The sequence below is a fragment of the Candidatus Pelagibacter sp. HIMB1611 genome (genome assembly GCF_052047715.1).
Lineage (GTDB): Bacteria > Pseudomonadota > Alphaproteobacteria > Pelagibacterales > Pelagibacteraceae > Pelagibacter.
Genome location: NZ_JBNAJM010000001.1, coordinates 331,106 through 351,265, shown reverse-complemented (window position 1 = coordinate 351,265; position 20,160 = coordinate 331,106). Strand labels below are relative to the sequence as shown.

The 20,160-nt window shown below is 29.9% G+C and carries 21 protein-coding genes and 1 pseudogene; 12 read left to right on the top strand and 10 right to left on the bottom strand.

The window, feature by feature from the left end; translation table 11 throughout:
* The first annotated feature begins 98 nt into the window (after positions 1-98).
* Positions 99-1,553, top strand: a complete 1,455-nt coding sequence (locus ACTTAS_RS01895) for a phosphomannomutase/phosphoglucomutase (protein WP_440678148.1) — start codon at positions 99-101, stop codon at positions 1,551-1,553.
* Positions 1,554-1,656: 103 nt separating this feature from the next.
* Here ACTTAS_RS01895 and ACTTAS_RS01890 read toward each other — a convergent pair whose 3' ends face one another.
* From ACTTAS_RS01890 to ACTTAS_RS01870, 5 genes and pseudogenes are all read right to left on the bottom strand, one after another.
* On the bottom strand, positions 1,657-2,058 hold the full coding sequence (locus tag ACTTAS_RS01890; protein ID WP_440678147.1) for an HIT family protein: 402 nt from the start codon (positions 2,056-2,058) through the stop codon (positions 1,657-1,659).
* 2 nt (positions 2,059-2,060) lie between these two features.
* A complete protein-coding gene (locus ACTTAS_RS01885; RefSeq protein ID WP_440678146.1) occupies positions 2,061-2,846 on the bottom strand; it encodes a sulfite exporter TauE/SafE family protein in 786 nt (261 codons plus the stop codon).
* Positions 2,847-2,895: 49 nt separating this feature from the next.
* Positions 2,896-3,879 (bottom strand): tRNA dihydrouridine(20/20a) synthase DusA, encoded by a 984-nt coding sequence (gene dusA, locus ACTTAS_RS01880; protein WP_440678145.1) that lies wholly within the window; start codon positions 3,877-3,879, stop codon positions 2,896-2,898.
* Between the two features lie 180 nt (positions 3,880-4,059).
* Positions 4,060-4,440: pseudogene (gene rpoZ, locus ACTTAS_RS01875) on the bottom strand (DNA-directed RNA polymerase subunit omega); the annotation flags it as partial.
* 44 nt (positions 4,441-4,484) lie between these two features.
* Entirely contained in the window at positions 4,485-5,693 is a 1,209-nt protein-coding gene (locus ACTTAS_RS01870) for an MFS transporter (protein ID WP_440678144.1), read from the bottom strand.
* A gap of 11 nt (positions 5,694-5,704) precedes the next feature.
* Here ACTTAS_RS01870 and ACTTAS_RS01865 point away from each other — a divergent pair, with 11 nt between their 5' ends.
* The 4 genes from ACTTAS_RS01865 to ACTTAS_RS01850 all read left to right on the top strand — a co-directional run bounded on the left by ACTTAS_RS01865 (position 5,705) and on the right by ACTTAS_RS01850 (position 9,227).
* Entirely contained in the window at positions 5,705-6,580 is an 876-nt protein-coding gene (locus ACTTAS_RS01865; RefSeq protein ID WP_440678143.1) for an NAD(P)-dependent oxidoreductase, read from the top strand.
* A gap of 3 nt (positions 6,581-6,583) precedes the next feature.
* Positions 6,584-7,213 carry a flavin-binding protein gene (locus tag ACTTAS_RS01860; protein ID WP_440678142.1) on the top strand — a complete coding sequence of 210 codons (630 nt, stop codon included), beginning with the start codon at positions 6,584-6,586 and terminating at the stop codon, positions 7,211-7,213.
* A gap of 173 nt (positions 7,214-7,386) precedes the next feature.
* Positions 7,387-8,208 (top strand): inositol monophosphatase family protein, encoded by an 822-nt coding sequence (locus ACTTAS_RS01855; RefSeq protein WP_440678141.1) that lies wholly within the window; start codon positions 7,387-7,389, stop codon positions 8,206-8,208.
* Positions 8,209-8,312: 104 nt separating this feature from the next.
* Complete coding sequence (locus ACTTAS_RS01850; RefSeq protein ID WP_440678140.1) at positions 8,313-9,227, top strand: ROK family protein; 915 nt, start codon at positions 8,313-8,315, stop codon at positions 9,225-9,227.
* 9 nt (positions 9,228-9,236) lie between these two features.
* Here ACTTAS_RS01850 and ACTTAS_RS01845 read toward each other — a convergent pair whose 3' ends face one another.
* Positions 9,237-10,184 carry a sugar-binding transcriptional regulator gene (locus tag ACTTAS_RS01845; RefSeq protein ID WP_440678139.1) on the bottom strand — a complete coding sequence of 316 codons (948 nt, stop codon included), beginning with the start codon at positions 10,182-10,184 and terminating at the stop codon, positions 9,237-9,239.
* Between the two features lie 149 nt (positions 10,185-10,333).
* Between ACTTAS_RS01845 and ACTTAS_RS01840 the strand changes: the two genes are divergently transcribed.
* The 4 genes from ACTTAS_RS01840 to ACTTAS_RS01825 all read left to right on the top strand — a co-directional run bounded on the left by ACTTAS_RS01840 (position 10,334) and on the right by ACTTAS_RS01825 (position 14,822).
* Positions 10,334-11,641 carry an ABC transporter substrate-binding protein gene (locus ACTTAS_RS01840; protein WP_440678138.1) on the top strand — a complete coding sequence of 436 codons (1,308 nt, stop codon included), beginning with the start codon at positions 10,334-10,336 and terminating at the stop codon, positions 11,639-11,641.
* Positions 11,642-11,718: 77 nt separating this feature from the next.
* Positions 11,719-12,579, top strand: a complete 861-nt coding sequence (locus tag ACTTAS_RS01835; protein ID WP_440678985.1) for a carbohydrate ABC transporter permease — start codon at positions 11,719-11,721, stop codon at positions 12,577-12,579.
* Between the two features lie 2 nt (positions 12,580-12,581).
* Positions 12,582-13,394, top strand: coding sequence for a carbohydrate ABC transporter permease (locus ACTTAS_RS01830; protein ID WP_440678137.1), 813 nt, complete (start codon positions 12,582-12,584; stop codon positions 13,392-13,394).
* The gene (locus ACTTAS_RS01825) at positions 13,395-14,822 is read left to right on the top strand and encodes a mannitol dehydrogenase family protein (protein ID WP_440678136.1); all 1,428 of its coding nucleotides are present in this window, start codon (positions 13,395-13,397) and stop codon (positions 14,820-14,822) included.
* Between the two features lie 8 nt (positions 14,823-14,830).
* On the opposite strand, the gene ACTTAS_RS01820 is transcribed toward ACTTAS_RS01825, so the two are convergent.
* The gene (locus ACTTAS_RS01820) at positions 14,831-15,121 is read right to left on the bottom strand and encodes a DUF1330 domain-containing protein (RefSeq protein WP_440678135.1); all 291 of its coding nucleotides are present in this window, start codon (positions 15,119-15,121) and stop codon (positions 14,831-14,833) included.
* 11 nt (positions 15,122-15,132) lie between these two features.
* Entirely contained in the window at positions 15,133-15,645 is a 513-nt protein-coding gene (locus ACTTAS_RS01815) for a gamma carbonic anhydrase family protein (RefSeq protein WP_440678134.1), read from the bottom strand.
* 20 nt (positions 15,646-15,665) lie between these two features.
* On the opposite strand from ACTTAS_RS01815, the gene ACTTAS_RS01810 reads away from it, so the two are divergent.
* The 3 genes from ACTTAS_RS01810 to ACTTAS_RS01800 are packed head-to-tail and all read left to right on the top strand — an operon-like array spanning position 15,666 to position 18,189.
* On the top strand, positions 15,666-16,220 hold the full coding sequence (locus ACTTAS_RS01810) for a thioredoxin family protein (RefSeq protein WP_440678133.1): 555 nt from the start codon (positions 15,666-15,668) through the stop codon (positions 16,218-16,220).
* Positions 16,220-17,302, top strand: coding sequence for a glycosyltransferase family 4 protein (locus ACTTAS_RS01805; protein ID WP_440678132.1), 1,083 nt, complete (start codon positions 16,220-16,222; stop codon positions 17,300-17,302). Before ACTTAS_RS01810 ends, ACTTAS_RS01805 begins: the two co-directional genes overlap by 1 nt.
* Positions 17,299-18,189: a DMT family transporter gene (locus ACTTAS_RS01800; protein WP_440678130.1), complete on the top strand. Its 891-nt coding sequence runs from the start codon at positions 17,299-17,301 to the stop codon at positions 18,187-18,189. The genes ACTTAS_RS01805 and ACTTAS_RS01800 overlap by 4 nt, the downstream gene beginning before the upstream one ends.
* On the opposite strand, the gene ACTTAS_RS01795 is transcribed toward ACTTAS_RS01800, so the two are convergent.
* Both ACTTAS_RS01795 and ACTTAS_RS01790 read right to left on the bottom strand, forming a co-directional pair.
* Positions 18,186-19,685: a tripartite tricarboxylate transporter permease gene (locus ACTTAS_RS01795; RefSeq protein WP_440678129.1), complete on the bottom strand. Its 1,500-nt coding sequence runs from the start codon at positions 19,683-19,685 to the stop codon at positions 18,186-18,188. The genes ACTTAS_RS01800 and ACTTAS_RS01795 overlap by 4 nt on opposite strands.
* The gene (locus ACTTAS_RS01790) at positions 19,682-20,152 is read right to left on the bottom strand and encodes a tripartite tricarboxylate transporter TctB family protein (RefSeq protein WP_440678128.1); all 471 of its coding nucleotides are present in this window, start codon (positions 20,150-20,152) and stop codon (positions 19,682-19,684) included. The genes ACTTAS_RS01795 and ACTTAS_RS01790 overlap by 4 nt, the downstream gene beginning before the upstream one ends.
* Positions 20,153-20,160: the final 8 nt, after the last annotated feature.

Below are 20,160 nucleotides of genomic sequence, written 5' to 3'. Positions count from 1 at the left end.
AATCAATGGAACATTTATAGAACGCGACAATATGATTATCAATAAAAAAATAAAATTTTTTTAAAGAAATTAACATAAAAAGAGTAAGTAGTGGATAAATGAGTAAAAATTTAAAAATAGATCCTTATGGATTTAGGGAATATGACGCCCGTTGGTTGTATGAGAAGGACATAAACTCAGCGGGTATAGAGAATCTTGGTAAAGGACTTGGGACACAAATAAAAAATCATACCAAAAAAGATCATCCAAGAATTATTGTTGGACATGATTACCGATCTTACAGTGAGGAAATAAAAACTTCACTTAAAAAAGGATTAAAGTCAACAGGATGTCATATAGAAGATATTGGTTTGTCATTATCTCCAATGGTTTATTTTGCACAATTTAATTTAGATGCAGATGCAGTTGCTATGGTTACAGCAAGTCATAATGAAAATGGTTGGACTGGTGTAAAAATGGGTATCAAAAAAGGCTTAACTCATGCGCCTGAAGAGATGAGAGAATTAAAAGAAATAACATTGAGTAAAAAGTTTTCAAAAGGTGATGGAAATGAAAAAGAAATAAAAGATTTCGATAAAATTTATAAAAATGACCTAATTAATAAAAACAAAATAAATAAAAAAATTAAAGCTGTAGTTGCTTGTGGCAATGGAACTGCAGGTGTTTTTGCACCAGATATTTTAAGGGGTATTGGGTGTGAAGTGATGGAGTTAGATTGTAACTTAGATTGGAATTTTCCAAAATATAATCCTAATCCGGAAGATTTAGAAATGCTTCACGAAATTGCTAAAGCGGTTAAAGAAAATAATGCTGATATAGGTTTTGGTTTTGATGGTGATGGAGATAGAGTTGGCGTTATTGATAATGAAGGTAACGAAATATTCTCTGATAAAATTGGTTTAATAATAGCAAGAAACTTATCTACTAAACACAAAAATTCTAAATTTGTAGTAGATGTAAAATCAACAGGTTTGTACTCAAAAGATAAAATTTTATTAGAAAACAATTGTAAAACAATTTATTGGAAAACAGGTCATTCCCATATCAAACGTAAAGTTAACACTGAAAAGGCATTGGCAGGCTTTGAAAAAAGTGGTCATTTCTTTTTCAATCAGCCATTAGGATATGGTTACGATGATGGAATAAATTCAGCCATTCATGTCTGTCATTTATTAGATAACGAAAATAAAAAAATGAGTGAAATAATTAATGATTTACCAAATACTTTTCAAACACCTACGATGGCGCCATTCTGTAAAGATGAAGAAAAATATCAAGTAGTTGAAGAATTAGTTAAAAAAGTAGAACAATTAAAAAATAATAAAACTAAAATTGATGATCAAGTAATAACTGAAGTTCTTACAGTTAATGGTGTGAGATTTTCTTTTGAAGATGGATCTTGGGGATTGATAAGAGCATCATCTAATAAACCTTCATTGGTAATTGTAACTGAAAGCCCAACCTCAGATAATAGAAAGAGGAAAATCTTTGATTTTATTGACGATTTACTTCAAAAAACTGGGAAAATAGGCGAATACGATCAAAAAATTTAGTCCTTAATAAAGTTAATTTTCAACTAATAAGTGTTCATAAAACTGTAAAGAATCATTTAAAAAACTATCTGAGGTGATGGAGGGAGACTAAAGTCACCTCTTTTTATTTTAGAGCTTTTCTTAATTTATCGACTATTTCTTTTAGAGCTGTTTTTGAATAATTTTTTCCTTTAACAACCCATACAGATAATGGCCATGAACTATCTTTTTTACTTCTAGCAATAATATGTATATGCAACTGAGGAACAATATTTCCAATTTTTTCTACGTTAAGCTTCGAAGTTTTAAATAACTTTTTCATTACTTTACTCACATAAACAATTTCTTTCATTAGCAGGGTTTGATCTTTAAAATCAAGGTCGCTTATGTCGGTAATCTTACTTCTTTTGGGAATTAGAATTATCCATGGAAATTTAGAATTATCGTTTAGCCTAATAGTGCATAATTTAAGATTAAAAAGATGATGTGAAGTATTTAAAAATTTCCTATTTAACTTAAACGACATGCTTATAATTTAATATATTCGTAGAAAAACTTAACTGCTACGATTAGTAAGAAAATAGCAAGTAATTTACTAATTTTATTTTTATCTATTCTGTGAGCTGTTCTTGCACCTAGTCTTGCCATAAAAGTTGTAATCGGAATGAAGATTAAAAAAGCTGGTACATTTAAAAATCCAATACTAAATGGTAAATTTGTTTTTAAATAACTTCCTGAAATAAAAAAACCTGTAGCACCGAATAGTGCAATTAAAAAACCAATCGCTGCGGCACTACCAATTGCTTTATTAATTGAATAACCAAAAAATTTAAGGATTGGTACATTCATAACAGCACCACCGATACCTGTTATAGCTGAAATAAATCCAACAATCGCACCAAGTATTATTTTTAAATACAATTTCATTTCAGATATTACATTTTGTTCTTTTTCTTTAATCGTAAGTAAATAAATTCCTAAAAGAAAGATTACGATTGCAAAAAAAAGCACTAATGATTTTGTTTTGAAAGTTGCAGCGAATATTGTTCCTAAAACAACTCCTGCAACTACAAAAATACCATAGCTTTTGACTACATTAAAATCGACAGAATTAAATTTATGATGGGTTAAAACTGAAACTATTGATGTTGGAATTATTATTGCAAAAGAAGTTCCTACCGCTAAGTGCATTATATAAGCTTTATCAATTCCAAGTTTGCCAAATATATAATAAAGAAACGGGACAGTTATTAAACCACCGCCTATACCAAAAAGGCCAGCTACAAATCCTACTGGAATTGCAGTCAAAACCATTAATAAAACTATATAGATATATTCATTTGCTAAGATTGAACTAAGCAGATTAACCTTCTCTCATATCAACATTGTTGTATTTAATTTTATCCATTATGTGATCAATTTTTTTTACATCAGCATCTCTCACACACATATTTTCGCTTAAATATCTTTTCCAATGGCTGGCACCAGATTGACCGTGAAATAAACCTAATGTGTGTCTCATAATTTGATTTAAACGAGTTCCTTTTTTCAATTCATCTTTTACATAAGGAATTAACTGCTCAACAACATCTTGCCTACTAGGAATATCTTCATTGTTAAAAATTTCTTTCTCAATATCTGCCAACAAATAAGGTGTGTGATAAGCAGCTCTTCCAATCATAACACCATTTGTTTTTTCTAAATGTCGTTTAATTTGATCAACTGAAGTTACTCCCCCATTTATAATTATTTCTTCATTTGGAAAATCTTCTTTTAATTTATAAACAAAGTCATATTTTAGTGGTGGAATATTTAGATTTTGTTTAGGTGTAAACTTGCCAAGCATAGCCTTTCTTGCATGAATAATAAAAGTTTTGATACCTGTGGATTTAAGAGTAGATATAAAATTATGTAAGTTTTCGTAATCTTCGACATTGTCATAACCAATTCTAGTTTTTATGGTTACAGGTAATTTAGTTTTTGATTGCATCTCTGTTAAACAATCTGCAACTAAGTTTGGCTCTTTCATTAAACAAGCACCAAATCTATTTTTCTCTACTTTTCTACTTGGACAGCCTAAATTTAAATTAATTTCATCGTAGCCAAAGTCTTCTCCAACTTTTGTCGCCTCCGCAAGTAACTTAGGTGAAGATCCACCTAGTTGAAGTGCAACTGGCTTTTCATTGATATTGAATTCTAGTAATTTTTTTTTATCACCTCTATTGATTGCTTCATCGACAACCATTTCGGTATAAAGAAGTATATTTTTAGATATTAGTCTGAGAAAATATCGTTCATGACGATCTGTACAGTCCATCATAGGAGCAATTGATACTAACCTATTCATAAACTAAGACTTTATATTATTTTTTTATGAGTTTGAAGCTTCTGGATCTTCAGAAGCAACATCTGCTTCTTGATTTTCTGATTCTGAAACTTCATCTAATGAAACTTCACCTTGTTCATTCATAGTTTCTTGACCAACTGAAGCGTCAACTTCAGGTGTAGCTGTTTCAGATAATTCAGCTAAATCTTCCTTTGATACTTGAATTTTTTCTGGAGTTTTTCTTGCTCTTTTTGATGGCAAAATTGGAGTTCCACTTTTTGAAATTTCTCCTTTGTAAAGATTTTCAAAATCGTCACCTATTTCTTCATCATCCTCCACACCGTCATCAACTTGTTCAACGTGTTTTCTAAGTTTATAAACTGCACTTTCGGTTAAATCTGATACTTTGATTTTTTCTTCAGCAATTTCTCTTAAAGATATCACTGTATTTTTATCATTATCTCTATCTATTGTTGGTTCTAAACCAGCATTAAGTTGAGTAGCTCTCTCTTTAGCCACTAAAACTAGTTCATAAGGACTTTCTACTTTATCTATGCAGTCTTCTACTGTTACTCTAGCCATGCGCAGTATCTACACAGTGAGTCTAATAAAATCAAGGGATATTTTTATAAATAATGAGGATTTAACTTATTTTTTATCATGAATAAAAGTACAAGCATAAATCCAACGTATATTGCGGAAAAAGTAGCGATTTGTTCAATACCAAAACCTTTGTCTATTAAAAATCCATATAAAGCAGTTCCAAAAGCAGTTGAGAAAACCATTAAAGCAGAAGTCATAGCCTTTATTCCTCCAATAAATCTTACACCATATAATTCTGCCCATGTAGATGTACCTAAAACATTTGCAAATCCATTGGTCATTCCCAATAATCCTAAAAAAATAAATGAAACAATAGGATGATCAAAAAATATCAATATCAAAGCAGCAATCAACATAGGAATGTTTGTAAAAATTAATAATTTCCTGCTCGAAAACTTATCTATTAAAATACCAGTTATAAATAAAGTCAAAACAGAACATATCGAATAGGCCATAAAAGATTGAGCTATCACATATGGACCCCACCCCTTAGAAATTTGTACAAAAGACTGAAAAACTGCAAAGCCTGTGAAAATCCATGGCATTGCTAATAAGTTTCCACAAATAATATAAAACTTATAATCTTTTAACACTTCTCCTCTGGACCATTGTTTGATTGTATCTTCTTGAGAATTATTATTACTGTCAGATTCTCTAGAATTAATATTTAAATTATTTATTAAGAACATTGATACAACAGGAAGAAATAAAATAATAATTAAAGAAAATCCTACCCATAATTCTCTCCAATGTATGAATGTTAAAAAATATACTATTAAAACTGGTAAAATAAATTCTGCTAAAGACAAACCTAGCCAAGATGTGCTTAATGCTTTTCCTCTTGATTTATCAAAATATCTTGAGACTGTGGTACTAGCAGTATGAGACATTAGCCCCTGACCAAATAACCTCATTAAAAAAATTGCTATAAATAAAAAAACTATTGAATTGATTTTAGAAAATATAAATGAAGATACGCTTAAAGATATAATTACAAAATATGCAAATTTAATTGTACTAAAATCATCTATTTTTTTTCCAACCCATATCAATATAAAACTACTAAATAAAGTTGCGGACGCGTAAATTGAACCAAATTGTCCATGAGATATTGAAAGAGCTTCTCTAATACTAGTGTTAAACAAACCAAGAAAATAACTCTGTCCAAAACTTGAAAAAAATGTAAAAATAAAACCAAATACAATTACTTTTAAACTTAAACTTTTAAACATAGAAAAAAATTATGACTTTTAATGTTGCTTTCATAGGTCTTGGGGTTATGGGCTACCCGATGGCTGGTTATATATCAAAAGCCGGACACAATGTAACTGTTTTTAATAGAACAAAATCTAAAGCTGAAAAATGGATTGGTGAATACAAAGGTAAAATGGCAGATACTCCTGCTCAGGCAGCAGAAGGTGCAGATTTTATTTTTACATGTGTAGGTAACGATAATGATTTAAGAGAAGTAGCTACAGGAGAGAATGGATTATTTAACACAGCAAAAGCTGGATCAATATTTGTTGATAACTCAACTGTATCCGCAGAAGTGTCTCGAGAATTATATAAAGCTGCAAAAGATAAAGGTTTTGATTTTTTAGATGCGCCAATATCTGGAGGTCAATCTGGTGCAGAAGGTGGAATACTAACTGTCATGGTTGGTGGTGATGAAGAAGTTTTTAAAAAAGCAGAACCAGTAATTGGTTGCTACAGTAAAAAAGTAAAATTAATAGGATCTTGTGGAAGCGGACAACTGACTAAGATGATGAATCAAATGTGTATTGCTGGAGCAGTGCAAGGTTTATCTGAAGCAATTAATTTTGGAATAAATGCAGGTTTAGATATGGATAAAGTAATGGAAACTATATCTAAAGGTGCAGCACAGTCTTGGCAGATGGAAAATAGATATCGAACTATGACGGATGATAAGTTTGATTATGGATTTGCAATTGATTGGATGAGAAAAGATCTTAAAATTGCAATTGAAGAAGCAAAAAGAAATGGTTCACCAGTGCCGATTACAGAAATCATAGATGGCTACTATGCTGAGGTACAAGAAATGGGTGGTAACCGTTGGGATAGTTCTGCTCTTATTGCTCGATTAAAAAAGAAAAAATAATCTGTGACTGATAACGTTCCTTATTATGAGGACTTTGTGGAGATCAAAAAGAAAATTTGGTCTATGTTAGATAGAGCTGTTAAAGATAGAAGTTCACCTTTTAGAATACCAGTATTTATATGTGGTAGCCAATCTGACTTAGATGGTAGAATTGTAGTTCTTCGTAAATCAGACCAATCTAATAACTTAGTTCAGTTTCATAGTGATATTCGTTCAGATAAAATTGAAAAGTTAAAGTCTAACAAAAATGCAGCAATGTTATTTTATGACAAAGATGAAAAAATTCAGGTTAGACTGAAAGTAGAGTGTACTATTAATCATAATAACGAAATAACTAAAGAATCTTGGTCAAAAACCCAACACATATCTAGAAAATGTTATTTAGTTGATAATGGACCAGGAACTGAGTCTGATATTCCTACATCTGGACTGAAACCTGAGCTTGATAATTTTGATTATACAAAAGAACAAAGTGAAGAAGGTTACAAAAACTTTACGGTTATTCAGTGTAAAATAAAATCAATAGAATGGTTATATTTGGCTGCTAAAGGTCACCGTCGAGCTAGATTTGATTTTGAAAACAACCTAGGTTCAGAAAATACAATCTCAAGAGATTATTGGCTTGTACCTTAAGGTACTAATTATTTTAAATTAATTATCAATTTTAGAAATGACGATCAAATTGTATTAAATTTTATAAGTTTATTTATCATTTTTTTAGCCTATTTTGAGTAATTAATCGTTAGTGAGCAAAAGTACATTTTTATTGATTAAGTAAGAATTGTATTGTATTTATAAATTCTGTTATGAATGATAATAAGACAGATAAAATATATCCTAAATTTCTGAACCAATTAGCTATTGATTTAAATGTATTTTATAAAAAAATAATTAATTCCAATCTTAATGTTAAAAATAAGAATAAATCAGGAAAATTTAATCCTGTAACCAGTTTCGATAAAGCATTTGAAAAATTTATTAGAAATAAAATAAATAAAAGATTTCCTAGGCACAATATTGTAGGTGAAGAATTTAAAACAAAAAGTAAAAAAAGTGATTATTCTTGGATTATAGATCCTATTGATGGAACTAAATCATTTGTTGTTGGAAATCCAACCTGGTCAAATTTAATTTCATTAAATTATAAAGGTAACCCACAATTTGGTTTAGCTAATTTTCCCGAGTTAAATAAGTACTATTTTAATCAAAGTTCAAATACTGCCTATGTTGTAAAAAATGGTAAAAAAAGAAAACTTAAAGCAAACAAAAAATCAAAATTTAAACAAATGAAATTAGCAGGAGAGTTTCATGGTTGGTTATCTTTAGAGCAACAACTAAAAATTCTAAAAGTTTTAGACTTAATGCAATTTCCATCTTCAGATGCATTAAGTTATGTGAATTTTTGTGAGGGAAAAATAGATTCTGTTATTCAATGTGTGAATAAAATTTGGGATATTCATGCTTTAATTCCAATAATTAAAGCGTCTGGAGGGATTGCTTCTACTTGGGGTAACAAAGATCCAAAGGAAGCAGGCACTATTTTAGTAAGTTCAAATAAAATTATTCACAATAAAATGCTCGGTTATTTAAAACCACTATCTGAATTTATTCCTGGGAGAATAAATTAAGTGATGCTTGGATTGTTTTTTTTTACCCTTAAAATTTTCTCTCCCAAGCATCACTTTATTAATTACTAATTCAAAAATTTAAATTTTAGTTTATTAGTATCTATATGTCTGAAAAATTTAAGATTGGTATTGATTATGGTGGTACAAAAATAGAAGGAATTCTTTTAGATCAAGATGGGAAACAAATTGAAAGAAAAAGATATCTACACAATAAAAATTATATTTCAGGTATCGAAATTGTAAAAAAACTAGTTAATGAACTTGATGATATAAGTGGACAAACTTGTTCAGTAGGTATTGGTATACCGGGTTTTTCATCAAAAGATACTGGCTTAATCACCAATTCTAATGCCCTATGGTTAAATGATAAACCATTTGGGAAAGATTTAGAAATTATACTAAATAGAGAAGTAAGATTGATGAATGATGCTAACTGTTTAACTTTATCTGAAGCAATAGATGGTGCAGGAAAAAATTATGACTCTGTGTTCGGGATAATAATAGGCTCAGGTTTTGGAGGAGGCTTATCATATAAAAAAGAAATTATTGAAGGTTCAAACCAAATTGCTGGAGATTGGGGTCATCAACCCTTACCCTATCCAACTGATGAAGAATATAAAGTAAATGTTAAATGCCCTTCTGGAAATTGTGGAAGACCCTTGTGTGCAGAGCAATTTATTTCAGGAAATGGTTTCACAAATATATTTAATAAAAAATATAATACAAATTTTACAACAACAGAAATTGTTGAACTTGATAAAAAAAATGATGATCGTGCTAATTTAGAATTTTCTTTATACGAGGATAGAATGGCAAGATTACTGGCTGTAATGATTGGTATTTTTGATCCTGGTGCAATTGTGATGGGTGGAGGAATGTCAAATATTGAAAGATTGTATAAAAATATTCCTCTATTAATTCCCAAATATACTTTCGCAAAAAAAATAGAAACCAAAGTTTTAAAAAACTTGCATGGTGATTCCAGTGGAGTAAGAGGAGCTGCTTGGTTATGGAAATAATTTTTTAAATTATAATAGTTTTTCTGCTGTCACTTCATCTGTAATTAAACCATTTACAAGCCTACCATTTAATGCCGCTTTTATTGCAAGAACTCTATCTGATCCTCCTGCAAATGCAATTACAGGTTTCTTTAAATTTGCATCTGGAAGAATAGACATTGGAATATAATTATCAATATTTTTTACTATTTTTCCTTTTTCGTCGAAACACACACCGTTAATTTGTCCCACTACACCTTTTGATTTCATTAAATGATATTTGTCATCGTCTATCAAAGAGTCTCTTAATAAGCCCGCTGTTTTTTTGGATCCAAATCCACCTATAGATAAAAAACAAGCATCAAAATTTTTAATTAATTTTATTGTTTTTTTAACTGGTAAATAATTCAAAAAAAATTTTTGAACTTCTTTACTTGATGAATAAATAGGAACTGTGAATGGAAAAAAATTAGACTCTACATTTTGACTAATTCTACCTAATACGAAATAAGGTGGCTCAAGACCATCTGGACCATGATTGCCTATATTTGATACTATTTTATGTTGTAAGCAAGTAACTGGTGACAGTTTATCGGCAACTTTTGAAAGAATTAAACCTGAGCCAAAAATTAAATTCATGGGCTTTTTTGCCATCAAAAAGGTATCTATAGTTTTTGACGCCAAATTCACTATTCCATCTAATTTGTCTATTTTGTTAGAAACATTTGGAGCAACATCAACATTCATTAAGTTAAATTTTTTTTTTAATTCTAGAGATAATTCTTGGCATGAAACTATTGAGTGATTTATTTTAAAATTAACCAAGTTTTCATTAACAGCTAAGGAAATTAACCTTTGAGCTCTTTGTCTTGAAATTCCCATGGTCTTTGCTATTTCATCTTGGTTCATTTTATAGATGTAATACATCCAAGCCGCTCTTGCTGCGTTATCGTTTTTATGTATTTTCGATCTATTCATTATAAAATAATTATATTGTTTAGTTGGTTTTTTCAATTAATAGTTGCACCAATTAACCCTGTTTGAGTATTTAATCGCACTTGAGCAAATATATTGATTTTCATAACCATCTATGATTAGGTTTCATTTTTAAACTAACAAGGAGAGATATGAATATAATTAGAACTGCTATTGCTTCTATCATCACACTATTCGTTTCTACTATTGCTATTGCTGAAACAATTAAAGTAGCAACAGTAAACAACGGTGACATGATTAGAATGCAAGGGTTAACAAATGAATTCACTTCTAAAACAGGAATAAATGTTGAGTGGGTTACATTAGAAGAAAATGTTCTACGTCAAAAAGTTACAACTGACATTACTACTAAAGGTGGTCAGTTTGATGTACTTACAATTGGTACTTATGAAGTTCCTATTTGGGGAGGTAAAGGTTGGTTAAATGAACTTAACTTTAGCGCTTCATATGATGTAGATGATCTTTTACCAGCAATCAGAAGTGGTCTATCTATAGATGGAAAACTTTATGCAGCTCCTTTCTATGGTGAGTCATCAATGATTATGTATAGAAAAGATTTAGTTGCTAAAGCTGGAATGACTATGCCTCAAAGACCAACATGGGGAGAAGTTTATGATATTGCTAAAGCAATCACTGAAGGTAATGAAGGTGTATACGGTGCTTGTTTAAGAGGTAAACCTGGCTGGGGTGAAGGTGGAGCTTTCATCACAACTGTAGCTAATGCATTTGGTGGTAGATGGTTTGATGAAAACTGGAACCCACAAATGGATAGTCCAGAGTGGAATGCTGCGGTATCGTTTTATGTAGATTTACTTCAAAACTATGGACCTCCAGGTGCGTCATCAAATGGTTTCAATGAAAACTTAGCATTGATGAACGAAGGTAAATGTGGAATGTGGATTGATGCAACAGTTGCAGCAAGTTTTGTAACAAATCCTGATCAATCAAAAGTACATGACAAAATGGCATTTGCTCAAGCACCATGTGCTGTAACTTGTAAAGGTTCAAACTGGTTATGGGCTTGGTCTTTAGCTATTCCTGGTGGATCAAAAAAAGTTGATGCAGCAACTAAGTTTATCGATTGGGCAACTTCCAAAGATTACTTAGAGCTTGTAGCATCTAAAGAAGGTTGGGCAAATGTACCTCCAGGTACTCGAACGTCGTTATATCAAAACCCAACTTATTTAAGTGAAGCACCATTTGCTGAGATGACTTTAAATGCCATTAACACAGCAGACCCTTCATTTAATGGTACTTTGAAGAAAAAACCTTACATGGGTGTACAGTTTGCTGCTATTCCTGAGTTTCAAGGAATTGCAACTTCAGTATCTCAACAAATCTCTTCAGCTTTAGCAGGAAAAATTACTGTAGAAAAAGCATTGAAAAATGCGCAGAAGATTGCTGCAAAAGAAATGAAGAAAGCTGGTTATACTAAATAATAACTAAGCTTTAATTATATTTAAAGGCCACTATTAAATTAGTGGCCTTTATAATAAAATCTTTATCATCAACATCTATGAGAAGTAATTTAATTCCAAAGCTAACCTCTTATCCAACTATTACTTTATTATTTATTTGGATGGCAGTGCCTCTAGGGATGACCATTTATTTTTCTTTTTTAAGATACAGCTTGATGTATCCAGATGTGAGAGAATTTACTGGTTTATTAAATTACGAATATTTTTTAACAGACTTTGCCTTTTTAGAAGCTTTATGGAACACTTTTGTTTTAGTTTTTTCTGTATTAATTTTTTCAATAATATTTGGCACAGGATTTGCAGTTTTATTGAATCAAAACTTCTTTGGTAGAGGTTTGGCAAGAGTTTTGGCAATAGCGCCTTTCTTCATCATGCCAACAGTAAGTGCATTAATTTGGAAAAACTTATTTATGAATCCTGTATCAGGATTATTTGCGTGGCTATTATCTTTATTTGGTCTTGGGCCTATAGATTGGTTTACTCATGTTCCAATGATTTCAATAATAATAATTGTTTCATGGCAATGGACTCCTTTTGCAACACTAATTTTATTAACAAGTTTACAATCAGTTGATAAAGATCAGCTTGAGGCTGTTAAACTAGATGGAGCAAATAGCTTCCAAGCTTTTAGGTATGTTGTGCTGCCACATTTATCAAGACCAATTGCCATAATCATATTAATAGAAACTATTTTTTTACTAACAATATTTGCCGAAATATTTGTTACTACAACAGGTGGGCCAGGTTTAGCTACTACAAATTTAGCATTCTTAGTATTTACCGAAGCCTTGTTAAAATTTGATATTGGTATTGCTTCAGCAGGTGGTGTTGTTGTTGTTATACTTGCAAATATCGCAGCATTCTTTTTGGTTAAAATGATTGGAAAAAATTTACAATAAATATGAAAAAAAAAATTATTATTACTTTTTTTGCTTGGTTCTTTTCTCTGTTAATTTTCTTTCCTATTTTATGGATGATAATTACATCATTTAAAACTGAAATTGATGCAGTGGCAATACCGCCTTTATTTTTTTCATTTGAGCCAACTTTAGAAAACTATGGGATTGTTCAAGAAAGAAGTAATTACCTAAAGTTTGCACAAAATTCTGTAATAATTTCATTTGGTTCATCAATTCTAGGTTTAGTGTTATCAATACCAATAGCCTGGTCAATGGCTTTTCATCCGACTAAGAGAACAAAAGGAACTCTTCTATGGATTTTGTCAACAAAGATGATGCCACCAGTTGGAGTGTTAATCCCTATTTATTTAATATTTAGAGACCTTTCACTTTTAGACACTAAATTGGGGATTGTTATTGTTTTATGTTTTGTCAATTTGCCAATCATGATCTGGCTTTTATATTCATATTTTAAAGAGATACCTAATGAGATCTTAGAAGCTGTGAGAATAGATGGTGCTAGCACACTTCAAGAAATTCTTTATGTTTTAGTTCCACTCTCTTTACCTGGAATTGCATCAACATCTTTGTTATGCATTGTGTTAGCTTGGAATGAAGCATTTTGGACTTTAAATCTTACATCTATTGATGCTGCTCCTTTAACAACATTTATTGCATCTTATTCCAGTCCAGAAGGTTTATTTTATGCAAAACTTTCGGCTGCCTCTACTCTGTCAGTATTGCCAGTTTTATTTTTAGGGTGGTTTACTCAAAAACAATTAGTCAGAGGATTAACTTTTGGAGCTGTTAAATAAATGTCTTTAGAAATAAAAAATCAAATAAATAATCCTAAATTAATTAAAGGTAATTTTGATAAAAATTCTATTCAAGCTGGGATATTGCATATAGGTGTAGGGAATTTTCATAGATCACATCAAGCAAATATTATTGATCAATTTATGGAAAACACAGGCAATTATAACTGGGGAATTGTTGGTTTAAATTTACTATCCGAAACTACTAACTTTCTGACAAATCTAAAAAAACGAAATGGAAATTATGTTTTAAAAACAATTTCACCAAATGGAGAGGTTGTATTTAGAGAAATAAAATCAATTGTTGAATTATTAGATTGGAATTCAGAAAAAGAAAAATCAGAAGAAATTCTTTTTAATGAAAATATACATTTAGTAACCATTACAGTTACAGAGACAGGATATTTTTTAACCGATGATGCTGAATTAGATATTAATCATGAGGTTATTAAAAATGAAATAATGGGTAAAAATACAAATTCACTTTACTCTTATTTAAGAATTGCTCTAAATAAAAGAAAAAATTCAATTAATAAACCAATTACGATTTTATGTTGTGATAATTTAAGAGAGAATGGAAAAATATTACAAAAAGCTTTTTTAAAATATTTAGAACTCTTAAATGAAAATGATTTAATAAACTGGGTTAAAAAAAATGTTTCTTTCCCACCGTGTGTAGTTGATAGAATTACACCAAGATCACCAGAAAAATTATCAAAAGAAATTGAAGATCATTTTGATATTAAAGGAGATAGCACTGTTTTGTCTGAAGATTTCATTCAATGGGTAATAGAAAAAGACTTTGCGGCACCATTTCCTGATCTTGATAAAATTGAAAATGTTAACTTTACAGAAAATGTATTTGATTATGAGGAAACTAAAATTAGAATCTTAAATGGAGGCCATACTTGTTTAACATATCTAGGAGCACTTAAAGGTTTAAAAACTTTTGATGAATGTTTTAATCATGAGGATCTAAAAACTTTTTTCAATAATTTACAAAATAAAGAGATAATTCCAGCATTGGGTAATATAAAGCCGATAAATTTAAATAAATATTTAGAAACAATATCTCATAGATTTCAGAATAGTCATATTAGTGATGCATTGGAGAGAATTTGCATGGATGGTTCAAGTAAATTTTTAATTTTTATAATACCCACTATAAAAAAATGTTTTGAAAATAATATTGAACCTGTAAATTCAATTACAGCTATTGCTAGTTGGTATATATTTATGAAAAAAATTTATGATAAAGAATTAGTATTTAATTATATTGATCCAAAATGGGATTGGTTAAAAACCTTCCTTAAAGATAATAAAATTGAAGAGTTTTGCTCTAACAAAGATTTATGGGGAAATTTGCCTGATAATTATCCATTATTTAAATCAATCTTAAAATCAAAAATAAAAAATTTAGCTATTTAAGAATTAAACTAAATTCCCTTAACTATAATATTGCTACCTTCTGAATTTTGTAATCGTATATCTTTAACTGGTTTGTATTCATCCGAATGATACCATTCTAAAGCTTTTTCATAAGACGGAAATTTAATGATTACTAATCTTGGAAAATTATCTTCACCCTCTACTACTTGATATTCTCCATTTCTAACAAGATATTCTCCACCAAATTTTTTTACAACTTCTGTAACTTTAGCAACGTACTCTTTATAGTTTTTTGGATTTGTTACCTTTAATTGTGCAATTACATATCCTGCTGGCATAATTTTCTCCTTTAAAAAATTGACTTTGAATATTTTTTCCAGTTATCTTGATAGTGTTTAGTGTTTTCCTCTACAGCTTTTTTTTCTTCATCAGTCACCTCTCTTACAATTTTTCCAGGTGAGCCCACTACTAAAGAATTGTCAGGTATCACTTTATTCTCAGTTATTAATGCTTTTGCTCCAATGATACAGTTTTTACCAATATTTGCTTTGTTCAGAATCACTGCACCAATTCCGATTAAACTATTATCTCCAATGGTACATCCATGAAGCATCACTAAATGACCTACAGTAACATTCTTTCCTACCTTTAAAGGACAGCCGGGATCTGTATGTAAGACACTACCATCTTGAATATTAGATCCCTCATCTATATGAATATTTTCTATATCTCCTCTTAGAACAGCATTAAACCAAATGCTTGTATTTTTCTCTAATGTAACATCTCCAATTATAGTTGCATTAGGAGCTACCCAATTTTCGCCAGAGTTTTTTGGTTTTTTATCTTTTAAATCATAAAACATAATTTATATATTCTTACAGTATGCCAATACAAACTCCAATATGTGATTTTGGTCAAAAAGCCATTCCATTTGAATTAAAATCAACTGAAAATAAAATTCTTTCTTTAGATGATATCAGAGGAGAAAATGGAATTTTGATAATGTTTATTTGCAATCATTGTCCCTATGTAAAAGCAGTTACAAAAGAAATAGTTGAGGATTGCAAAGAACTAAAAAAAATTGGAATAAATTCAGTTGCAATTTGTGCAAATGATGCTGAGAATTATCCTGAAGACTCTTTTGAAAATATGATTAAATTTTCAAAAGACAATAATTTTAATTTTCCTTACTTAAACGACGAAACACAAAATATTGCAAAAGCATATGACGCTGTCTGTACACCAGATTTTTTTGGATATAACAAAAATTTAGAACTTCAATATCGTGGAAGATTAAGAGAATTGAGAAATCTTATACCTGTTAAAGAAGGTGAAAGTGATTTGTTAAAAGCTATGAAACAGATTGCTGAAACAGGTGAAGGTCCTAAAGACCAAATTCCTAGTGCTGGCTGTAGTATAAAGTGGAAAACTGATTAATGTATTTAATTGTTACTAGATCTTTTCCTCCTGAGCTTGGTGGAATGCAAAGCTTGATGTGGGGTTTATCAAGAGAGTTGTCTAAAAACTTTATGATCAAAGTTTTTGCTGATCATATTGATAATCATAAAGATTTTGATGAACAAGCTTCGTTTTCAATTGAAAGAGTTGGTGGAATAAAACTTCTTAGAAAATATAGAAAAGCTCAATTAATTAATGAATTTATCAAAGAGAATAAGGTTGAAGGAATAATTGGAGATCATTGGAAAAGTTTAGAGCTTATTAAAACTTCAAAAAAAAAATATTGTCTTATACATGGTAAAGAAATCAATCATCCTAAAGGGTCAACTCAAAATAAAAGAGTTTTAAATGTTCTTAATAATGTAGAAAAAGTTATTGCTAACTCACAATATACTAAAAAACTTGCTATTGAATGTGGTGTTAATGAAAATAAAATTGTTGTTATAAATTGTGGAGTAGATCTACCAAAAGAATTAAACGAAAAATCATTAGAAAAAGTTGAAAGCTTATTAAAAGTCAAAACTCCTAGATTAATTACTGTTTCAAGATTTGATAAAAGGAAAAATCATGAAAAAGTAGTGATGGCTCTTAGAAATCTAAAACAAATTTACCCAGATATTGTCTACATTTGTATTGGATATGGTGATGAAGAAGAAAATATTAAAAAATTAATAAAAGAATTAAATTTAGATGAACAAGTAATGTTTTTTAAAAATATAAGTGATGATTTAAAAAATGCACTAATTGCTAAATCAAATTTATTTGTAATGCCTTCTGTAATTCATAAAAAATCTGTTGAAGGGTTTGGAATTGCTTATGTTGAAGCAGCACAATACGGTGTACCATCTATAGGTGGTAAAGATGGAGGTGCGGCAGATGCAATAGATCATGAAAAAACTGGTTTAATATGTGATGGAAACAATCTTGATGATATTTATTCTTCAATCAACTCAATGTTAGAAAATAAAAAATATTTAGAACTTGGTAAAAATGCAAAAGAATTTGTGAATAAATTTCAATGGTCAAAAATAATTGAGGAATACAAAAAGATACTAAATTGATTTCAAATAATAAATTAGCAATTTTTTTAATTATAATCTCAGTTTTTTGTGGAACATTAATGTTAACCTTTTTAAAATTAGCACAAGAGGAAGTTAATGTTTATGTAGCAGGTTTTTTTAGATTTTTATTTGGTTTCCTTATTATTTTTCCTTATATGTTAAAAACTAAATTTGCAGTTTTTAAATCTAATCATCATAATAAACATTTTCTTAGAGCAGTTTTAAACTTGCCTTCAATGCTTTTATATTTCTCAGCTTTAACAATGATGCCAATTGAAAAAGCTACAGCAATATCTTTTGTTGTTCCTTTCATAGTAACTATTTTAGCTGTTTTGTTTCTTGGAGAAAAAATTTATATCTACAGAAGTTTTGCGCTAGTTTTGGGATTTATTGGTATGCTGGTAATTTTAAGACCAGGTATGATTAACATCTCTATTGGAGTATATATGGCACTGGCATCATCTTTTATGTGGTCAATAGTGATTATAATTACAAAAACTATAACAAAAGACGATAGTTCGATTACAATTTTATCTTATGGATACTGTTATATGACTATTTTTAGTTTTTTTATTGCATTGTTTTATTGGCAAACACCTAGTCTACAAACTTTGGTTTATTTATTTTTTGCAGGTCTATCTGGTACATTGTTGCATCTTTGTATTAATCATGCATATAAACTAGTAGATGTGAGCATGACACAACCCTATTCTTTTCTAAGTTTAGTATTTGCATCTCTAATTGGTTACTTCGTATTTAGCGAAATCCCTGATCTCTTCACTTGGATTGGTGCAAGTATAATATTTTTAGGAGTTTTCATTATGTCTTATCGTGAAATGAAGCTTAATAAAGAAATTATTAGAAAACGAATAGATATTAAATCTTAATTTTTCTTCTTAAAGGTTTTATAAATGTGCCAAACTACAATTAAAATTGTAGTTGCTAGGATACATGCTGTTAATGTTCTGTCCCACAAAAATTCCCACGAACCATTACTCAATAACAAAGAACGTCTCAAGTTTTCCTCCATCAATCCACCGAGTACAAAAGCTAGTATCAAAGGTGGCATAGGGAAATCATATAATCTTAAAAAAGTTGCAACTACAGCTATCCCAATCATTAAATAAATATCAAAATTATTAAATGACATCACATAAATCCCAGTAACAGAGAAAAATAAAATTAAAGGAATTAAATAATTTTTAGGTACAGCAAGAATTCTAGCTATATAGGGAATCAGTGGTAAGTTTAATATAAGAAGAATTACCATTCCAATATACATAGACATAATTATTGACCAAAAAATCTCTGGATTAGTCATATAAAGTCTAGGACCAGGCTGAACACCAAAACCTAAAAGAGCACCAAGCATTACTGCTGTGGTTCCGCTCCCAGGAATTCCTAAAGTAAGCATTGGTACAAAAGAACCAGAGCAAGCAGCATTGTTTGCAGTTTCTGGTGCTGACAAACCATTTACGCTTCCCTTACCAAATTTTTCTTTTTCCTGATCACTAACTACGTTTCGTTCCATTCCATAAGCCAAAAAGGATGCAATTGTTGCGCCAGCTCCAGGTAAAACACCAATTAAAAAACCAATTACTGATGATCTTGGAATTGTTTTATACATTTTAGTTCGTTCTTCTTTATTAATCTTAATTGAGCCTAATTCAGTTAATGAAACTTGTTTAGCAGCAGTTGTTGGATCATTTCTCTTTAAAATAATTGTTAAAGCTTCACTCATCGCAAAAGTTGCCATTACAACTAATACAAAGCTAATCCCATCAGTTAAGTTCATATTGTTAAAAGTATATCTTGTAATATCAGACAAACTATCTTGACCAACTGAAGCTAACATCAAACCCAGAACAACCATCATCATTGCTTTTAAAAATTGTCCCTTAGATGAAAAAGCTGCAATGGCTGTTAAACCTAAAATCATCAAAGCAAAATAATCAGGTGATCTAAAAGATAAACTTACTTTAGATAAACTTGGTGCCATAAATAATAAATAAATTGCAGATAATGTTCCACCAGCGAATGAACTCCATGCAGCTATTGCTAAAGCTTTTCCAGCCTTACCTTGCTGTGCCATTGGATAACCATCAAATGAAGTTGCAACTGTTCCTGGAACACCAGGGGCATTTAATAATATTGAAGAAGTTGAACCTCCAAATACTGCTCCATAATAAACTCCAGCCATTAAAATTAATCCAGTTGCGGGTTCAAAACCATATGTAATAGGTATCATTAAAGCTATTGCAGTCATTGGACCAAGACCAGGAAGCATTCCAATGATTGTTCCAAAAAAACAACCAACCATAACCATTAGTATATTTTGGAATGTAAGTGCTGTAGTTAATCCAATTAGTATTCCTTCAATCATCCCATTACTCCAATTAATTGTAAAAACGGATCTCTTAAATAAATATCAAGAATACCATGAAGCAAATACATAAAGGCAGCAACAAATGGAAAGGATAATAAGAACATTAAAATCCACCTTCGTTCTCCTAAAAAATAATATGAAGCAAATAAAAATAAGGAAGTGGTTAAAAAATAACCAACTTTTAAAATTGTAGCTCCGTAAACAATTGCAATTAATATAAGTATACCAGTTTTTTTATACTCTAAATTTTTATGCTCTACTTTAATTGTATTTGGGTCTGGTAAAATAAGTTTTAATCCAGAAAAAAATAATCCTGCATAACCTAAATAAATTGGAAATGTTCTAGCATTAAATGGAGCATTTTCATCAAATGTAAAAACTTGAATTTGATAAGCTAAATATAAATAAAATGCTGAAAAAATAAAAAAGAGCAGTGATATAATTTTTGTAGTATTTATATTCACTGCTCTAA